Source organism: Methylobacterium sp. J-070, assembly GCF_022829385.1.
Lineage (GTDB): Bacteria > Pseudomonadota > Alphaproteobacteria > Rhizobiales > Beijerinckiaceae > Methylobacterium.
In genome coordinates this window covers 41,374-57,065 of record NZ_JAKSXX010000063.1, presented here as the reverse complement: position 1 = coordinate 57,065, position 15,692 = coordinate 41,374, and the positions used below count along the sequence as shown (strand labels likewise).

The following is a 15,692-nucleotide window of genomic DNA, read 5'->3' as shown; positions in this document are numbered from 1 at the left end:
GCTCGGTCAGCCGGCGGCGATCCGCCGGCACCGGTCGAGGGCGGCGCCGATCAGGTTGTCGCTGGCCTCGGGCGTGCGGAACGCCGAATGCGCCGAGAGGGTGACGTTGGGCAGGGACGCCAGGGGGTGATCCGCCGGCAGGGGCTCGACCGTGAACACGTCGAGCCCGGCCTGCGCGATCCGGCCCGTGCGCAGGGCCTCCACCAGAGCCGCCTCGTCGACCACCGCGCCCCGGGCGGTGTTGATCAGGATCGCGCCGGGCTTCATCGCGGCGATGCGGGCCGCCGACAGGAAGCCCCGGGTCTCGTCGGTCAGGAGCAGGTGGAGCGAGACCACGTCGCTCCCGGCGAGCAGCGCGTCCAGCGGCACGAAATCCACGCCGGGATGGGCCTTCGGCGTCCGGTTCCAGGCGAGCACCCGCATGCCGATGCCCCCGCACAGCCGGGCCATCTCGGCCGCGATGCCGCCGAACCCGACGAGGCCCACCGTCTTGCCGGTGAGCTGCAGCGCCTCGCGGCGCAGCCAGGACCCGGCGCGCATCGCCCGGTCCATCTCGGGCAGGCCCCGGGCGGCGGCCCACATCAGCGCGAAGGCGCATTCCGCGACCGCGGTGTCGCCGTAGCCCTTGATGGTGTGGACCGTCACGCCGAGCTCGGCCGCGAGCGCCTCAGGATCCATGTAGCTGCGCGCGCCGGTGCCGAGGAACACGACGTGCTTCAGGCCCGGACAGGCGCGGGCCACGTCGCCGGGGAGGGCGGTGTGGTCGATCACGGCGATCTCGGCCCCGGCCAGGATCCCGGGCAGGTCCTCCGGGGTGATGCCGGGGTCCTCGTGGATCGCGAAGGGCGGATCGTCGGGCCGCGACAGGCGCCGCGCCACCGCCGCCAGGGTCTCGCTGGCATCCACGAACACCGCGCGCATCGGCCTCTCCCCGTCCCGGTCCGGCACGATGCGTCCGAAGGGCGGCCCGTGCCAAGTCTCGGTCGACGCTCGGCCCGCCGATCGTCGGCGCGCGGAGACCGCGCGGCTCAGCCGGCCAGCGCCAGCCAGAGGGCGAGGAGCCCGAGCACGAGGCCGCCCTGGAGCCAGCAGGCGGTGCGGTAGAGGGCCAATGCCCGGGCGATGTCGGCGGCCGTGGCCTCGGCCCGTCCGTCGCCCATATGGGCATCGGGGACGAGGGCGCCGTCGTAGACCCGCGGTCCCGCGAGCTTCAGGCCCAGCGCCCCGGCCATGGCGGCCTCCGGCCAGCCGGCGTTGGGCGAGCGGTGGCGGCCGGCGTCCCGGGCCATCGCCCGGAGCGCGCCGCCCGCATCCGCGCCGCGCAGGGCGGCCGCGCCGGCGATCAGCAGGCCGGCGAGGCGCGAGGCCGGAAGATTCACCCCGTCGTCGAGCCGGGCCGCCGCCCAGCCGAAGGCCGCGTAGCGCGGCGTCCTGTGGCCGATCATGCTGTCGGCGGTGTTGATCGCCTTGTAGAGCGCCCCGCCCGGGAGGCCGAGGACGCCGATCCAGACGGCGGGCGCCACGATCCCGTCGGAAAAGTTCTCCGCCAGGCTCTCGATGGCGGCGCGGCAGACCGCCGGCTCGTCGAGGCGGTCGGGGTCGCGCCCGACGATCATCGCCACGGCGCGCCGCCCGGCCTCCAGCCCGTCCCTCCGCAGGGCCTGCTCCACCGCGGCGACGTGGTCGTGCAGGCTGCGCTGCGCCGGCAGGCTCGCGCAGGCGAGGCCGAGGACCAGCAGGGCGGGGAGGGGGCCGGTGAGGCCGGCCAGGGCCGTGAGGGCCAGCGCCGGCAGGCCGGTCGCGGCGAGCAGGAGCGCCAGCGCGCCGCAGCCAGCGATCCGGCGGCGGCGCTCCGACCCGCGGTTGAGGCCGCGCTCCAGGGCGGCGATCAGCCGGCCGATCCAGGTGACAGGGTGGCCGGCCGCCCTGTAGAGCGCGTCCGGATAGCCGGAAGCCGCCTCGATCCCGAGGGCGAGGGCGAGGACGGCGAGCGTTAGGGGCGGATGGACCATTCGGTGTGGAGCGTTCCCGCGCGGGAGCCCGCCGCGATCGCCCATGGCGGCGACCTCGGCGGGCTCCGAAAAGCCTTTCCCGACGCGCCGGAACCCTGGCTCGACCTCTCGACGGGGATCAACCCGGTCCCGTATCCCGTGCCGCCGGTGGAGGCCAGCGCCTGGACGCGGCTGCCCGAGGCCGCGGAGGTCCGGGCTCTGCGCGAAGCCGCCGCGGCGGCCTACGGGGCCCCCGGGGCCGACCACGTCGTGCCCGCCCCCGGCACCCAGATCCTGATCGAGACCCTGCCCCGGCTCCTGGCGCCGACCCGGGTCGCGGTGCTCGGGCCGACCTACGCCGAGCACGCCGCCGCCTGGACCCGGGCCGGACATGCGGTGACGGAGATCCCGGGCCTCGACGCGGTCGGCGGGGCCCGGGTGGCGGTGATCGTCGATCCCAACAACCCCGACGGGCGGACCCATTCCCTGGCCGAGCGCCGTGCCCGGGCCGAATCGCTCGGCGCCCGCGGCGGCCTACTGGTGGCCGACGAGGCCTTCGCGGATCTCGAGCCGGTGGAGAGCCTGTGCCCGCACGTGGCGCCGGGCCTCGTGGTGCTGCGCTCCTTCGGCAAGACCTACGGGCTCGCCGGCCTGCGCCTCGGCTTCGCGGTCGCGGATCCGGCCACCGCCGCCCGGATCGCCGCGGCGCTGGGCCCCTGGGCGGTGTCGGGCCCCGCCCTGGCGATCGGGCGCGCGGCCCTGTCGGATGCGGGCTGGCGGTCGGAGGCCGCCCGGGCGCGGGCGGCGGACGCAGCCCGGCTCGACCGGATGATCGCCCGGGCGGGGGGGCGGATCGTCGGCGGCACGTGCCTGTTCCGGACCGCGGATGTCTCGGACGGGCCGGACCTGTACCGGCGGCTCGCGGCCGCCGGGATCGCGGTGCGGCGCTTCGCCGAGCGTCCGAACCGCCTGCGCTTCGGCCTGCCGGCCGGGAAGGCGGCCTGGTGCCGGCTGTCCCGGGTGCTCAGGTAGTCCGCACGCCCGGGGGGTGCGGGTCGCGCGCCGCCACGATCACCGCCAGCGCCGAGAACGCGAGCCCGACCGCGCAGACCCCCGGCCAGCCGACCAGAAGGAAAGCCTGCGAGCCGGCATAGGCGCCGAGCGCCCCGAACACGAACAGGGTCGTGAACAGCACGGTGTTGATCCGCCCCCGCGCCCCCGGGACCAGGGCGTAGGCCCGGGTCTGGTTGGCGATGAGCGCCCCGTTCATGCCGATGTCGATGAGCAGCACCCCCAGCGCCACCGCGGCGAGCGACCACGTCCCCCCGGCCCACAGGACCACGAACGACAGGGCGACCATCAGGCTGCCGCCGAGCACCACGGGCTTCGCCCCCCGCCGGTCGGTGAAACGGCCCGAGAGGGGCGCCACGAAGGCCCCGCAGACGCCGATCACCCCGAACAGCCCGGCGCCCGCGGCGGTGAGCCCGAAGGGCGGCCCCTCCACCAGCAGCGCCAGCGTCGCCCAGAAGGCGTTGAACGCGGCAAACAGCAGCGCCTGCGACAGGCTCGCCGTGCGCAGGACCGGCTGCGTGCGGGCGAGGTGGAGGATCGACAGCATCAGGGCGCGGTAGCGCAGGGGGTGCGTCTGCGGGGTTTGGGGCAGGGTGGCGCGGGCGATGGCCGCCATGGCAAGCGCCAGGAGCGCGGCCACGAGGAAGACCGGCCGCCAGCCGAGATGCGCCCCCACGAACCCGCTCGCCGTGCGGGCGAGCAGGATGCCGGTCAGCAGCCCGGTCATGACCTGGCCGACGATCCGCCCGCGGCTCGCGTCCGGGGCGAGTTCGGCCGCGAGCGGAACCGCCTGCTGGGCCGCGCTGGCCAGCACGCCGACCACCAAGTGGGCCAGCGCGAGGCTCGCGAGGTTCGGGGCGAGGCCCACGGCCAGCAACGCCAGGGCGAGGCCGAGGCACTGCCCCACGATCAGGGCGCGGCGCGGCAGGGCGTCGCCGAGCGGCACCAGCCCGACGATGCCGAGCCCGTAGCCCACGAGCGCCGTGGTCGGCACCCACAGGGCGGCGCGGTCGCCGAACTCGGCCACGATCAGGCCGAGCAGGGGCTGATTGTAGTAGATGTTGGCGACCGCGCCGCCGGCGATCAGCGTCAGGCCGAGCCGGGCCTTCGCGTCGAGGCGCGCGGTCATGACGGGATCGAGGGCAGGCAGCGACGCCGCGGAAGGGACATGGCCGGGTCCGTGTGTAGGGTCGGGAGGTCCGAGCCGCACGGTGCGGCGGCGGGATGCGGCGGAAGGGTGCGACGGATGGGTGCGGCAGAAGGGTGCGATACGGCCTGAGCGCGGCGCCCGGCAAGCTGCGGCGATGCATCCCTGCCGGAACACCCCGCGCCCCTTCACCGGCGGCGCCCCAGCACCATATGCCGTCGACGCGGTCCGCGCCGTGCCACGCGCGAGCGGGCGCCGCGGACACGGATCCGGGGCGTCGAGCCGATCCAGGTTCCGCACCGGATTACGGAGACGCGGGCGGTTTCGTTCCGTGCGGACGCCCGGAGCCGCCACAGCAGGGAGTACGGGATGCCGAACTACCGCGTCGACTTCGCCAAGGAGATCCTCGGGGTGCCCTTCACCATCGGGTCCGTCGAGATCATGCGGGCCCGCGACCCGGAGCGCGCCCGCCGGGCGGCCGAACTCCGCTTCGCCCGCCAGCACGGCGTCGGCGACTGGCGGGAGCGGGCCGACCTCACCACCGTGGCCGAGCGGCTCTGACGCATCCGGGCGTTTCGACCCGTCACACGATCTTCGTGCCGCTCCCGCAGGCTGGAAGCCCGCCGGCAGCACCGGTCAAGCTCTGGTCGCGGCGGCAGCGCCGCCGTAGACTGGCGGGCGGCGTCGGAAACCCGGACCGGTCCCTCGCGGGACTCGGTGGCGGTGGGTTCCGCACGCTTCCGCTCGCCGGGCCGGAGTCGGGGGCCCTGCGGCGCTTCAGGTCCGGACCGGCGGAGCCAGTACGAGGGTCATGGCGGCGATCTCCTTCTTCGGCGACCTGCTTCAGACCATCAGCGAGCGCGGCCGCGACCTGATCGGGATCGCCCGCGGCGACATCGCCTCCCGGGCCAGCGCGGGCGACCTCGTCAAGCTGTGCGAGGACCTGATCTCCCGCCGGGGCGAGGCCTCCGGGGTGGCCCTCGCCCGCCTGATCCTGGACCGCTACGCGAGCTTCGGCCAGGCCGAGCGCCACGCCTTCCTGCGCGCCATCGCGCTCGATTTCGACGCGGACCACACCGCCGTCGACGCGGCGATCGCCGCCTATCGGGCCGCGCCGTCGCGGGCCCGGCTCGGCACCCTGCACGAGGCCGCCGAGCCGCGCAGCCAGGAGCTGATCCGCCGCCTCAACCTCGCCCGCGGCGGCACGCTCAGCCTCGTGCGGATGCGCGAGGACCTGCTCGACCTGCGCCGGGCGCTCCGCACCGGCGAGGCGACGGAGCCCGCCCTGCTGGACGCCGTCGACAGCCTCGATTGCGACTTCGAGCACCTGTTCGCCTCGTGGTTCAACCGCGGCTTCCTGGTGCTGCGCCACATCGACTGGACCACGCCGGCGCACATCCTGGAGAAGATCATCCGGTACGAGGCGGTGCACGCCATCACCGGCTGGGACGACCTGCGGGCCCGGATCGAGCCGCCGGACCGGCGCTGCTTCGCGTTCTTCCACCCGGCGCTGGCCGACGAGCCGCTGATCTTCGTGGAGGTGGCGCTCACCGACCAGATCGCGTCGGCGATCGCCCCGATCCTGTCGCAGGCGCGCAAGCCGCTGCAGCCGCAGGCGGCCACCACGGCGGTGTTCTACTCGATCTCGAACTGCCAGAAGGGGCTCGCCGGCGTCACCTTCGGCAACTTCCTGATCAAGCAGGTGGTGGAGGACCTCACCCGCGAGGTGCCGACGCTCAAGACCTTCGTGACGCTCTCGCCGGTGCCGGGCTTCTCCGCGTGGCTGGCCCGGGAGCGCCGGGCCGACAGCCCGCAGGGGCTGCTGCCCGAGGATGTCGAGACCCTGCGGGCGCTGGACGATCCCGACTGGGCCGCCGACAAGGTCCGGGCCGAGGCGGTGCGCAAGGCGCTGATCCCGGCCGCGGCGGCCTATTTCCTGCGCGCCAAGAACGAGCGCGGCCGCCCCCTCGACCCCGTGGCCCGGTTCCACCTCGGCAACGGCGCGCGCCTCGACCGGATCAACTTCCTCGGCGACACCTCGACGAAGGGGCTGGCGCAGTCGCACGGCCTGATGGTCAACTACCTCTACGACCTCGCCGCCATCGAGCGGAACCACGAGACCTACGCCAATCTCGGCACCGTGGTGGCCGCGCCGGCGGTGACCCGGGAGCTGCGCGCCAAGCTGCCGCCGCCGCGGGCCGTGGTGCTGGCCGAGGCGTGACTCAGCCCGCCGCCGTCAACCGGGCGGCGAAGGCCAGGGTGATCCGCCGGGCCAGGGCCTCCGCGGCCTCGCCCTCCAGCGGCACCCGGCGGTCGAGGATCAGCGCGGCGAGGCCGTGCACCAGCGACCAGGCGGCGAGCGTCAGGTCCTCGGCGCCCATGGCGGGCCCCGCGAGGGCGGCCGCCCGGCGCTCCAGGATCCGGTAGGCCTCGGATCCGACCGGCCCCCGGCAGGGCCTCATGAACATGAGCCGGAACAGGGCCGGGTGACGGCACGCGAAGGTCACGTAGGCCGCCCCCTGCGCGGCGAGCGCCTCTCCCCCCTCGGCGGCGGCGTCGGCCGCCTCCAGCCGGGCCGCGAGGTCGGCGAAGCCCCGGGCGGCGACCGCCTCCAGGAGATCCTCCTTGCCGGCAAAGTGGCGGTAGGGCGCCATGGCGGAGACCCCGCAGGCCCGGGCCACCGCGCGCAGCGACAGCGCCGCCTCTCCCCCGGCCTCCAGAAGGTCCAGGGCCGCCGCGACCAGGGCCGCCCGCAGGTCGCCGTGGTGGTAGGTCCTCTCCCGATCGGATGTTGACACTGTAATCATACGGCTCCATGTTTACGGTGCATACAGACCCAGGAGACCGCGTCATGCAAGGTGCCCCCGTCCGACGCTCCGTGGATCTCTCCGCCTATCCCGACCTCGTGGTGGTCTATCTCGGCTTCCGGGTCACCCGCTGGCGCGGCCTGCGCGCGCTGCTGGGCCTCGGGCGCGGCATCGCGGCCTCGGTGCGCGCGCAGCCGGACGGGCTCCTGGCGCACGAGACCCTGGTCTTCGGGCTGACCCATATCGGCATGCGCCAGTACTGGCGGGACCTGGAGAGCCTGGAGCGCTTCACCCGCTCGGAGCCGCACCGCACGTGGTGGCGGGAGTTCTCCCGGGACTCCAAGGGTTCCGGCTTCTGGCACGAGGCCTATGGGCGCGGCGGCATGGAGGCGATCTATGTCGGCATGCCGGCGCCCATCGGCCTCGGCCTGTTCGCGCCCGAACGGGCCCCGGAGGGCGCCTTCCTGTCGTCGCGGCAGCGGCTCGCCGCCTGAAAGGGCTCGCCGGAAGGCCCCCGAGGCGGCTATGGGTGCGGGAGACACGCAAGGCCCGCGACAGCTCAAGCCGCCCGATGACCAATCACCTCTTCTCCCTGATCCGGGACGGCGTTCCCGATCCCGCCAAGACCGTGCTCGAGACGCCCGACGGGCGCCGCACCACCTATGCGGACCTGATCGCCCGCTCCGGCGCCTACGCGGCGGCCCTGCGGGCGGCGGGGGTGGCCCCCGGCGACCGGGTGGCCGTGCAGGTCGAGAAGAGCCCCGAGGTGATTTTCCTCTACCTCGGCGTGGTCCGGGCGGGGGCGGTGTTCCTGCCGCTCAACACCGCCTACACCCCGGCGGAGATCGCCTACTTCCTGGGCGACGCCGAGCCCGCGGTGTTCGTCTGCGACCCGGGCAAGCGCGCCGCCCTCGCCGAGGCCGCGTCCGGCGTCCGCGCGGTCTGGACCCTCGACGCCGAGGGCCGCGGCAGCGCCGCCGAGGCCGCGGACCGGCAGGCGGGGGACGTCCCCGACGTGGCCCGGGGCCCGCAGGATCTCGCGGCGATCCTCTACACCTCGGGCACGACCGGGCGCTCCAAGGGCGCCATGCTGACCCACGACAACCTCGCGTCGAACGCCCGCACCCTGGTGGAATCCTGGCGCTTCACCGCCGACGACGTGCTGATCCACGCCCTGCCGGTGTTCCACACCCACGGGCTGTTCGTGGCGACCAACACGGTCCTGGCGAGCGGCGGCTCCATGCTGTTCCTGCCGCGCCTCGACCCGAAGCTGATCCTGGACCTGATGCCGCGGGCCACCGTGCTGATGGGCGTGCCGACCTTCTACACGCGCCTCCTCAAGGAGCCCGGCCTCACGCCGGAGGCGGCCCGGGGCATGCGCCTGTTCGTGTCGGGCTCGGCGCCGCTGCTTGCCGAGACGCACCGGGACTGGCAGGCCCGCACCGGCCACGCCATCCTCGAGCGCTACGGCATGACCGAGACCAACATGAGCACCTCGAACCCCTATGCGGGCGACCGGGTCGCCGGCACGGTGGGCTTCCCCCTGCCGGGCGTGTCCCTGCGGGTGGTCGATCCGGAGACCGGCGCGGCCCTCGGGCCCGACGCGGTCGGGATGATCGAGGTGAAGGGCCCGAACGTGTTCCAGGGGTACTGGCGCATGCCCGAGAAGACCGCGGCCGAATTCAAGGCCGACGGGTTCTTCATCACCGGGGACCTCGGCAAGGTCGACGGGCGGGGCTACGTCCACATCGTCGGGCGCGGCAAGGACCTGATCATCTCGGGGGGCTTCAACGTCTACCCGAAGGAGGTCGAGACCGAGATCGACGCCCTGCCGGGCGTGGTCGAGTCCGCGGTGATCGGCCTGAGCCACCCGGATTTCGGCGAGGCGGTCACCGCCGTGGTGGTGGGCGGCCCGGGCTGCCCGGACGAGGCCGGCATCCAGGCCGCCCTGGAGGGTCGGCTCGCCCGGTTCAAATGCCCCAAGCGCGTCCTGTTCGTGGACGAGCTGCCCCGCAACACCATGGGCAAGGTGCAGAAGAACCTGCTCCGGACGGCGCATGCGGAGCTGTATCGGGACTGATCCGGGCGCCCGGATCGGGGCGCCGGCCAAGGGACGGCCGGACCGGGCGTGAGGCCGGCGCGGCTGCGTCGCGCCGGGGCCTGGACCGAAGCCCGGCTCAGAGATTGTGCTGGGTCCGCTCCCCCTCCGGCGGCTTGTGGCCGTCCGGATCCGCCACCTTGCGGGCGGCGGCGTTGAGGTTGTCGGGATCCAGGGCGGTCTGGACGAATTCGCGGCCGATATTGGTGACCTCGCGGGCGTAGCGCAGGCCCTGGTCGCGCACCTCGTCGGCCCAGGGACCGATGTTGCGGTCCTCCTGGCGGGTGCGCGGCAGCAGCGCGCCGAGCAGCAGGCCCGCGGCCACGCCGACCACGCCGACGAGGAGCGGGTTGTCGTCCACGAAGCGCTCGACGGCGGTGCGGCCGCGGTTGATGCCGTCGATGCCCTGGCTCGTCAGGTCGTCCAGCGCCTGCATGTTGCGCCGGTGGAGCGCGCCGGCGCGCTCGCGCGCATCGTCGTAGACCATGGAGGCACGGTCGCGCGCTTGGTCGGCCACGCCGCCGAGGCGGTCGTTGACCGTGTCGGCGAGGTCCGACACCGTCCGCCGCGCCTGTCCGGCGAGGTCCGCGGCGCGGTCGCCGGCGGCACGGACCCCCTCCCGGGCCGCGGAGGCCGCGTCTATCGAGCCCGTCGCCGCGCCGTGCGGGAGCGGGTCGTGCAGGCCGCGCGGATCGGGTCGGAGGGTGAAGTCGCCCGCCGCCGCGCCGGGTGCACCCGGGTCGCCGTGGCCGGCCGGATCCGGCCGCAGGGTCGTGTCACCGGCACCGTGCGGCATCCCCGCCGCGGCGGCGTGCTGCTCGGGGAGGCTGGACGGGGTGGCGGGCGTGCCCGGCTTGTCGGTCATGGCGTTGTCCTCGGATGTTCGGTCTCGGCGGCCGGCATTCGGCGCCGGTCTGCCCGGCCTCCCGGCCCGGCGTTCAGATCTCGGTCGTGTCCAGCGGATCCCGGGCGGGGCGTACGGTGGGCAGATCGGGGTCGTAGCTGCGGGCCGCGCCGGTGTTCAGGGCGGACACGCGCGCGGCCGAGACTTCCGTGCGCCGGCGCTCGGCGTCGCGCGCCATCCGGCTGAACAGCAGGCCGACGCCCGCCGCGATCAGCAGCACCGGCACGGGATTGCGGCGCACGGCCTCGAGGGCACTGTCGTAGGTGCTGTTCAGGGCCGGCATGCGCCGGGCATTGCCCAGCATCTCGTCCACGAGGTTCGGCACCGAGAGCCGCCCCTGGATGCGGTCGATCGTGTCGTCGAGCCGGGCCCGGCTCTCCTCGATCTCCTTCTCGAGGTCGTTCATCGTACTCATCCGGACACGCGCTCCGAGAGGGCCTGGGCATCCTGACGGACCTGGCGCGTGGTGCGCTTCGGGGCCAGGGTCGAGAGGGAGAGGGCGCTGCGCGCCCACAGCGCCATCCCGAGGGCGAGGACCAGCAGCACGCCGCCGACGATCAGGGCCGAGAGCCACTCGGAGCCCACGATCGTGGCGAGCCACTTCACGAGGGCCCCGATCAGCACCAGCAGGGCGACCACGGCGAACACCGCCGATCCGACCATGCAGGCGAGCCCGACGATGAGCTGGCGGACGTTGCCGGCCATCTCGGCGCGGAACAGCGCGATCTCCTTGCGGGCGAGCTCGTTGGTCTCCCGCAGGGCGTCGCCGATCAGGCTCTGGATGCTCGAGGCACCGGCGGAGGCGCCCGTCTGGCGCGAATCAGGACCCTGGGCCATGGCGTCAGGCCCGGAAGCTGTCGCGGGCGTCACCGTCCGGTGCCTCCGGCGGCAGGCTCGACGACTTGATGAAGCGGGCGGCGATCAGGCCGGCCACGAAGGTGCCCACCGCCACCGCCACCGGGGCGCGCCGGGCGAAGGATTCGGCCTCGCTGTAGAAGTCGCCGAGGCTGCGCCGCTCAATCGAGGTGCCGAGCTGCTCCAGCCCGTCGGCGGCACTGTCGAAGAAGGCGCGCACGTTCGGCTTGTCGCCGAGGTCGCGGCCGGAATTGCGGATCGTCTGGGCGAGGTCGTGGACCGATTGCGCGGCGTCGCTCTTGCGCTGCTCGACATAGGTCTGGGCCTGCAGGCGGGCGGCGTCGAGCAGGCCGCGGCCACGCTCGGCCGCCACGTCGGCCAGACCCTCGACGTCGCCCTGCAGGCCGCGCCACTGCGCGCGCTCGTCCGCCCCGGCGTGGGGCGTCGCGCCGAGGGCGTCTCCGGGCGTCTCGCGGGGCGACTCATGGGGCGGCTCGTGGGGCGCACCGTGCGGTAACTCGTTGCCGGCCATCTCGAAAACACTCCTCGCGGCGCGGGGACGGGGCCGCTCGCGGCGACCGCGGCCCCCACGATGGCTGAGTAACCGACTGGGCTCTCGCCGGTTCCGGTGCCGTCTGCGTGCGCGGCGACGGCCCCGTCGCGGTCCCGCGCCCGGACGCGCCGCCGATTCCGCTCAGTCGGCGTTCAGGCACGGTCTGGCAGAACCGCCAGGCTTGCACAACACGCTCCCGCCGGGCCCTCCGGCGTCCGCGCGGGACTGCATTGCCGTGCCGGGACGGAGCCGCACTCCTGTCCCGGAAGGGCGCGACCTCGACTTGACCCGCGCCCGGCTTCACGCTTGGGTTGCCTCACGACACAACAAAGGATCGCGCAGGGCCTCCGCGCGTTCTGACATCAAGAAGTCCCGATGCAGGCGCGGCGAGATCCTCGACTCGACCCGCGCCCCTGATCCGGAGCCGACCCGCGTGGCACGCCTTGTGATCGTATCGAACCGCGTCGCCGTGCCGGAGGAGGGCGGCAAGGCGGTCGCGGCGGGCGGCCTGGCCGTCGCCGTGAAGGAGGCGTTCACCGCCTACGAGGGGCTGTGGTTCGGCTGGAGCGGCACCATCACGGAGGAGCCCTCCGAGGAGCCGACGCTGATCGACCGGGGGCGGGTCCAGTACGCCGTCGTCGACCTCTCGCCGCAGGACCACCTCGAATATTACGCCGGTTTCGCCAATCGGGCCCTGTGGCCGATCATGCATTACCGGCTGGGCCTCGGCGCCTTCTCGCGCTCCGACTATGCCGGCTACAGCCGGGTGAACCGCACCTTCGCCCGGGCGCTCGCCAAGCTGGTGGAGCCGGACGACATCATCTGGGTGCACGATTACCACCTGCTGCCGCTCGCGGCCGAACTGCGCGGCCTCGGGCTCGACAACCCGATCGGCTACTTCCACCACATCCCCTGGCCCGCCGCCGACGTGTTCAACTCGCTGCCGGCGAGCGGGGAATTGCTGCGCGCCATCGTCGACTACGACCTGATCGGCCTGCAGACCGAGGCGGATGTCCAGAACCTGCAGCGCAACCTGATCGATACCCAGCGGGCGATCCCGCTCGGCGGCGGCTCGCTGATGGTCGACGGGCGCCGCACCCGGATCCGCGCCTTCCCGATCGGCATCGACGTCGCGGGCTTCAAGGACGCCGCCGAGAAGGCGGGGTCCAACAAGGTGGTGCGCGAGACCATGGCGGGCTTGCGCACGCGCAAGCTGCTGATCGGCGTCGACCGGCTCGACTACTCGAAGGGCGTGTCGGAGCGGATGGAGGCGGTGGAGAGCTTCTTCGCCTCCAACCCCGACCAGCGCGGCAACGTCACCTACATCCAGATCACCCCGAAATCCCGCAGCGAGGTGCCGGAATACGAGCAGCTCGCCCGGGACGTGAACGAGAAGGTCGGCGAGATCAACGGCTCGCTCGGCGACCCGGCCTGGACGCCGATCCAGTACATCACCAAGGCCTATCCGCGCCCGGTGCTCGCCGGCCTGTACCGGGCGGCCCGGGTCGGGCTGGTCACGCCCATGCGCGACGGCATGAACCTCGTGGCCAAGGAATACGTGGTCGCCCAGAGCGAGGACGATCCCGGCGTGCTGGTCCTGTCGAAATTCGCCGGCGCCGCCCGGCAGCTGCCCGAGGCGCTGCTGATCAACCCCTACGACCGGTTCGAGGTCGCGGAGGCGATCCGCGCCGCGCTCTACATGCCGAAGGCCGAACGGGTCGCCCGCTGGAAGCCGATGGTCGAGCGCATGACCCGCGAGGACGTCGATTGGTGGGCGCGCAACTTCCTCTCGGAGCTTGAGAATTTCCGCACGATCGAGCGCGAGCCGCCCACCGCCGCGGCGGCGGCCGAGTAGCCGGCACGCGCCGCTGCCGCTCCCGCGCACGATCGGATTCCCCGCATGATCGCCGTCGACGACGGGGTCCCGGCGCCGCTGGGCGCACAGTTCGACGGGCGCGGCGTCAACTTCGCCCTGTTCTCGGAGCACGCCACCGCGGTCGACATCTGCCTGTTCGAGCCGGGGGAGCGCCACGAGACCCGCACGGTCCGGCTGCCCTGCCGGACCGACGACGTGTGGCACGGCTACCTGCGCGGGGTGCTGCCGGGCCAGCTCTACGGCTACCGGGTGCACGGGCCCTGGGACCCGGCGGGCGGCCACCGCTTCAACGCCTCGAAGCTGGTGCTCGACCCCTACGCCCGGGAGATCCGCGGCCGGATCCGCTGGCACGACGCGCTCTACGGCCATCGGAGGGGGCGCGAGGACCGCATCGACCGGCGCGACAGCGCGGTCTACATGCCGAAATGCGTGGTCACCGCCCCGGAGGTGCCCGACCTCGCGCTCGCGCCCGTGCGCCGGCCCCTCGCCGAGACGGTGGTGTACGAGGCGCACGTCAAGGCGCTGACCCGCACCCATCCCGACATCCCCGAACCCGAGCGCGGCACCTACGCGGCGCTCGCCCATCCGGCGATCATCGAGCACCTCGTCAAGCTCGGGGTCACGGCCTTGGAGCTGCTGCCGATCCAGGCCTTCGCGGATGACCGCTTCCTGGTGGAGAAGGGCCTCGTCAACTTCTGGGGGTATCAACCCCTGGGCTACTTCGCCCCGGACCCGCGCTACCGCGGGGAGGGCGGTCTCGGCGGCCTGAAGGCGGCGATCCGGGAGCTGAACGCCGCCGGGATCGAGACCTGGCTCGACGTCGTCTACAACCACACCGCCGAGGGCGACCACACCGGCCCGACCCTGTCGTTCCGCGGCATCGACAACGCCAGCTACTACAAGCTCGACCCCGCCGACCGGCGCCGCAATCTCGACTGCACCGGCTGCGGCAACACGTTCGACGCGAGCCATCCGCGGGTGATGCAGCTCGTGCTCGATTCCCTGCGCCACTGGGTGACCGCCTACGGGATCGCGGGTTTCCGCTTCGACCTCGCCTCGAGCCTCGGGCGCTCGCCGCTCGCCTTCACCCCGCGGGCGGCCTTCTTCCAGGCGGTGGCCCAGGATCCGGTGCTCGCCCGGATCAAGATGGTGGCCGAGCCCTGGGATATCGGGGAGGGGGGCTACCAGCTCGGGGGCTACCCGCGCGGCTGGAGCGAGTGGAACGACAAGTTCCGCGACGCCGCCCGCGGCTTCTGGAAGGGCGATTCCGGCACGCTGGCCAAGGTCACGCAGGGGCTGACCGGCTCGCGCGAGGTGTTCGCGCCCTCCCGGCGCTCGCCGCTCGCCAGCGTCAACTTCATCGCCAGCCACGACGGCTACACGCTGGCCGACACGGTGTCGTACGAGGAGAAGCACAACGCGGCCAACGGCGAGGACAACCGCGACGGCCATAACCACAACGTCAGCCGCAACTACGGCGTCGAGGGCGACACCGACGATGCCGCGATCCTGGCCGTGCGCGCCCGCCAGAAGCGCAACATGCTGGCCACCGTGATGCTGGCCCAGGGCGTGCCGATGCTGCTGATGGGCGACGAGCGCTCCCGCAGCCAGGGGGGCAACAACAACGCCTACGCCCAGGACAACCCGACGAGCTGGATGGACTGGAGCGTCGATCCGGACCCCGCGCTCACGGATTTCGTCGCCAACCTGCTGGCCCTGCGCCGGGCCCAACCGGCCCTGCGGCGGCGGCGCTTCTTCACCGGCGACCTGATCCATCCGGACCAGCCCCTGCGCGACGTGCACTGGCTGAGCGCCGAGGGCACCGAGATGGGGGACCGCCACTGGTCCGACGACGGGCTCCAGGCGTTCGGGATGCAGATCGGCAATGACGGCGCGCCGGGCGACCGGCTGCTGATGCTGTTCAATGCCGGGGCGGGGCCTCTGACGTTCCATCTCGTGCCGGTGATCGGGGGCCCCTGGCGGCCGGTCTTCGACACGGGCGAGCCCGAGGGCGCGCTGCCGCCGGATGCCGCCGCCTACCCGGCCGGCGCCGCGGTGCCGCTGCCCGGCCGCACGGTCCTGGTGCTCACCGCCCCGGGCATGGCGGGCAAGGGCGGTTGGGTGCCGGGGCCTTAAGGGCGACATCGCTTCAGAAAAGGTCGGTGACGGCCCCGCGTGCTCCCTCCCCCTGCGGGGCTGGCAAATTCACACCTCGAGGCCTGATATCGAACGCTTTGAAATCGCGGCGCTTTTTCCCTCCCCCTTGTGGGGAGGGCAGGGGCGGGGGTGGTGCAGGAGGCACCGCACCGCTTGATCCTGAGCCACCCCCCCTCCAACTCCTCCCCTCAAGAGGGGAGGAGCGCGCGTCGCAGGCTTCCGAATCCCCATTG

15 protein-coding genes are annotated in these 15,692 nt (G+C 73.5%); 7 read left to right on the top strand and 8 right to left on the bottom strand.

What is annotated here, in order from left to right; all coding sequences use genetic code 11:
- Nucleotides 1-6 precede the first annotated feature (6 nt).
- The gene (locus tag MKL01_RS04250) at nt 7-921 is read right to left on the bottom strand and encodes an NAD(P)-dependent oxidoreductase (protein ID WP_243903985.1); all 915 of its coding nucleotides are present in this window, start codon (nt 919-921) and stop codon (nt 7-9) included.
- Between the two features lie 107 nt (nt 922-1,028).
- Nucleotides 1,029-2,012 carry an adenosylcobinamide-phosphate synthase CbiB gene (cbiB, locus tag MKL01_RS04245; RefSeq protein WP_243903984.1) on the bottom strand — a complete coding sequence of 328 codons (984 nt, stop codon included), beginning with the start codon at nt 2,010-2,012 and terminating at the stop codon, nt 1,029-1,031.
- Here cbiB and cobD point away from each other — a divergent pair.
- The gene (gene cobD, locus MKL01_RS04240; protein ID WP_243903983.1) at nt 2,004-3,023 is read left to right on the top strand and encodes a threonine-phosphate decarboxylase CobD; all 1,020 of its coding nucleotides are present in this window, start codon (nt 2,004-2,006) and stop codon (nt 3,021-3,023) included. The two genes, cbiB and cobD, sit on opposite strands and share 9 nt — an antisense overlap.
- Here the strand turns inward: cobD and MKL01_RS04235 are convergent.
- On the bottom strand, nt 3,016-4,191 hold the full coding sequence (locus tag MKL01_RS04235; RefSeq protein WP_243903982.1) for an MFS transporter: 1,176 nt from the start codon (nt 4,189-4,191) through the stop codon (nt 3,016-3,018). The genes cobD and MKL01_RS04235 overlap by 8 nt on opposite strands.
- Nucleotides 4,192-4,578: 387 nt before the next feature.
- Here MKL01_RS04235 and MKL01_RS04230 point away from each other — a divergent pair, with 387 nt between their 5' ends.
- Both MKL01_RS04230 and MKL01_RS04225 read left to right on the top strand, forming a co-directional pair.
- The gene (locus tag MKL01_RS04230; RefSeq protein WP_243903981.1) at nt 4,579-4,770 is read left to right on the top strand and encodes a hypothetical protein; all 192 of its coding nucleotides are present in this window, start codon (nt 4,579-4,581) and stop codon (nt 4,768-4,770) included.
- Between the two features lie 250 nt (nt 4,771-5,020).
- Nucleotides 5,021-6,430 (top strand): malonyl-CoA decarboxylase, encoded by a 1,410-nt coding sequence (locus tag MKL01_RS04225; RefSeq protein ID WP_243903980.1) that lies wholly within the window; start codon nt 5,021-5,023, stop codon nt 6,428-6,430.
- A gap of 1 nt (nt 6,431) precedes the next feature.
- Here MKL01_RS04225 and MKL01_RS04220 read toward each other — a convergent pair whose 3' ends face one another.
- Nucleotides 6,432-7,016 (bottom strand): TetR/AcrR family transcriptional regulator, encoded by a 585-nt coding sequence (locus MKL01_RS04220; protein ID WP_243903979.1) that lies wholly within the window; start codon nt 7,014-7,016, stop codon nt 6,432-6,434.
- A gap of 44 nt (nt 7,017-7,060) precedes the next feature.
- On the opposite strand from MKL01_RS04220, the gene MKL01_RS04215 reads away from it, so the two are divergent.
- Nucleotides 7,061-7,510, top strand: a complete 450-nt coding sequence (locus MKL01_RS04215; protein WP_243903978.1) for a monooxygenase family protein — start codon at nt 7,061-7,063, stop codon at nt 7,508-7,510.
- A 77-nt stretch (nt 7,511-7,587) separates the two neighbouring features.
- Entirely contained in the window at nt 7,588-9,096 is a 1,509-nt protein-coding gene (locus MKL01_RS04210) for a malonate--CoA ligase (protein WP_243903977.1), read from the top strand.
- Between the two features lie 97 nt (nt 9,097-9,193).
- Here MKL01_RS04210 and MKL01_RS04205 read toward each other — a convergent pair whose 3' ends face one another.
- From MKL01_RS04205 to MKL01_RS04190, 4 genes are all read right to left on the bottom strand, one after another.
- The gene (locus MKL01_RS04205; protein WP_243903976.1) at nt 9,194-9,979 is read right to left on the bottom strand and encodes a hypothetical protein; all 786 of its coding nucleotides are present in this window, start codon (nt 9,977-9,979) and stop codon (nt 9,194-9,196) included.
- Nucleotides 9,980-10,052: 73 nt separating this feature from the next.
- Nucleotides 10,053-10,424 carry a DUF3618 domain-containing protein gene (locus tag MKL01_RS04200; protein WP_243903975.1) on the bottom strand — a complete coding sequence of 124 codons (372 nt, stop codon included), beginning with the start codon at nt 10,422-10,424 and terminating at the stop codon, nt 10,053-10,055.
- A gap of 5 nt (nt 10,425-10,429) precedes the next feature.
- On the bottom strand, nt 10,430-10,855 hold the full coding sequence (locus MKL01_RS04195) for a phage holin family protein (RefSeq protein ID WP_243903974.1): 426 nt from the start codon (nt 10,853-10,855) through the stop codon (nt 10,430-10,432).
- A gap of 4 nt (nt 10,856-10,859) precedes the next feature.
- The gene (locus tag MKL01_RS04190) at nt 10,860-11,405 is read right to left on the bottom strand and encodes a hypothetical protein (RefSeq protein ID WP_243903973.1); all 546 of its coding nucleotides are present in this window, start codon (nt 11,403-11,405) and stop codon (nt 10,860-10,862) included.
- A gap of 454 nt (nt 11,406-11,859) precedes the next feature.
- Here MKL01_RS04190 and MKL01_RS04185 point away from each other — a divergent pair, with 454 nt between their 5' ends.
- Entirely contained in the window at nt 11,860-13,281 is a 1,422-nt protein-coding gene (locus MKL01_RS04185; RefSeq protein ID WP_243903972.1) for a trehalose-6-phosphate synthase, read from the top strand.
- Between the two features lie 45 nt (nt 13,282-13,326).
- Complete coding sequence (gene glgX / locus MKL01_RS04180; RefSeq protein WP_243903971.1) at nt 13,327-15,438, top strand: glycogen debranching protein GlgX; 2,112 nt, start codon at nt 13,327-13,329, stop codon at nt 15,436-15,438.
- Nucleotides 15,439-15,692 lie beyond the last annotated feature (254 nt).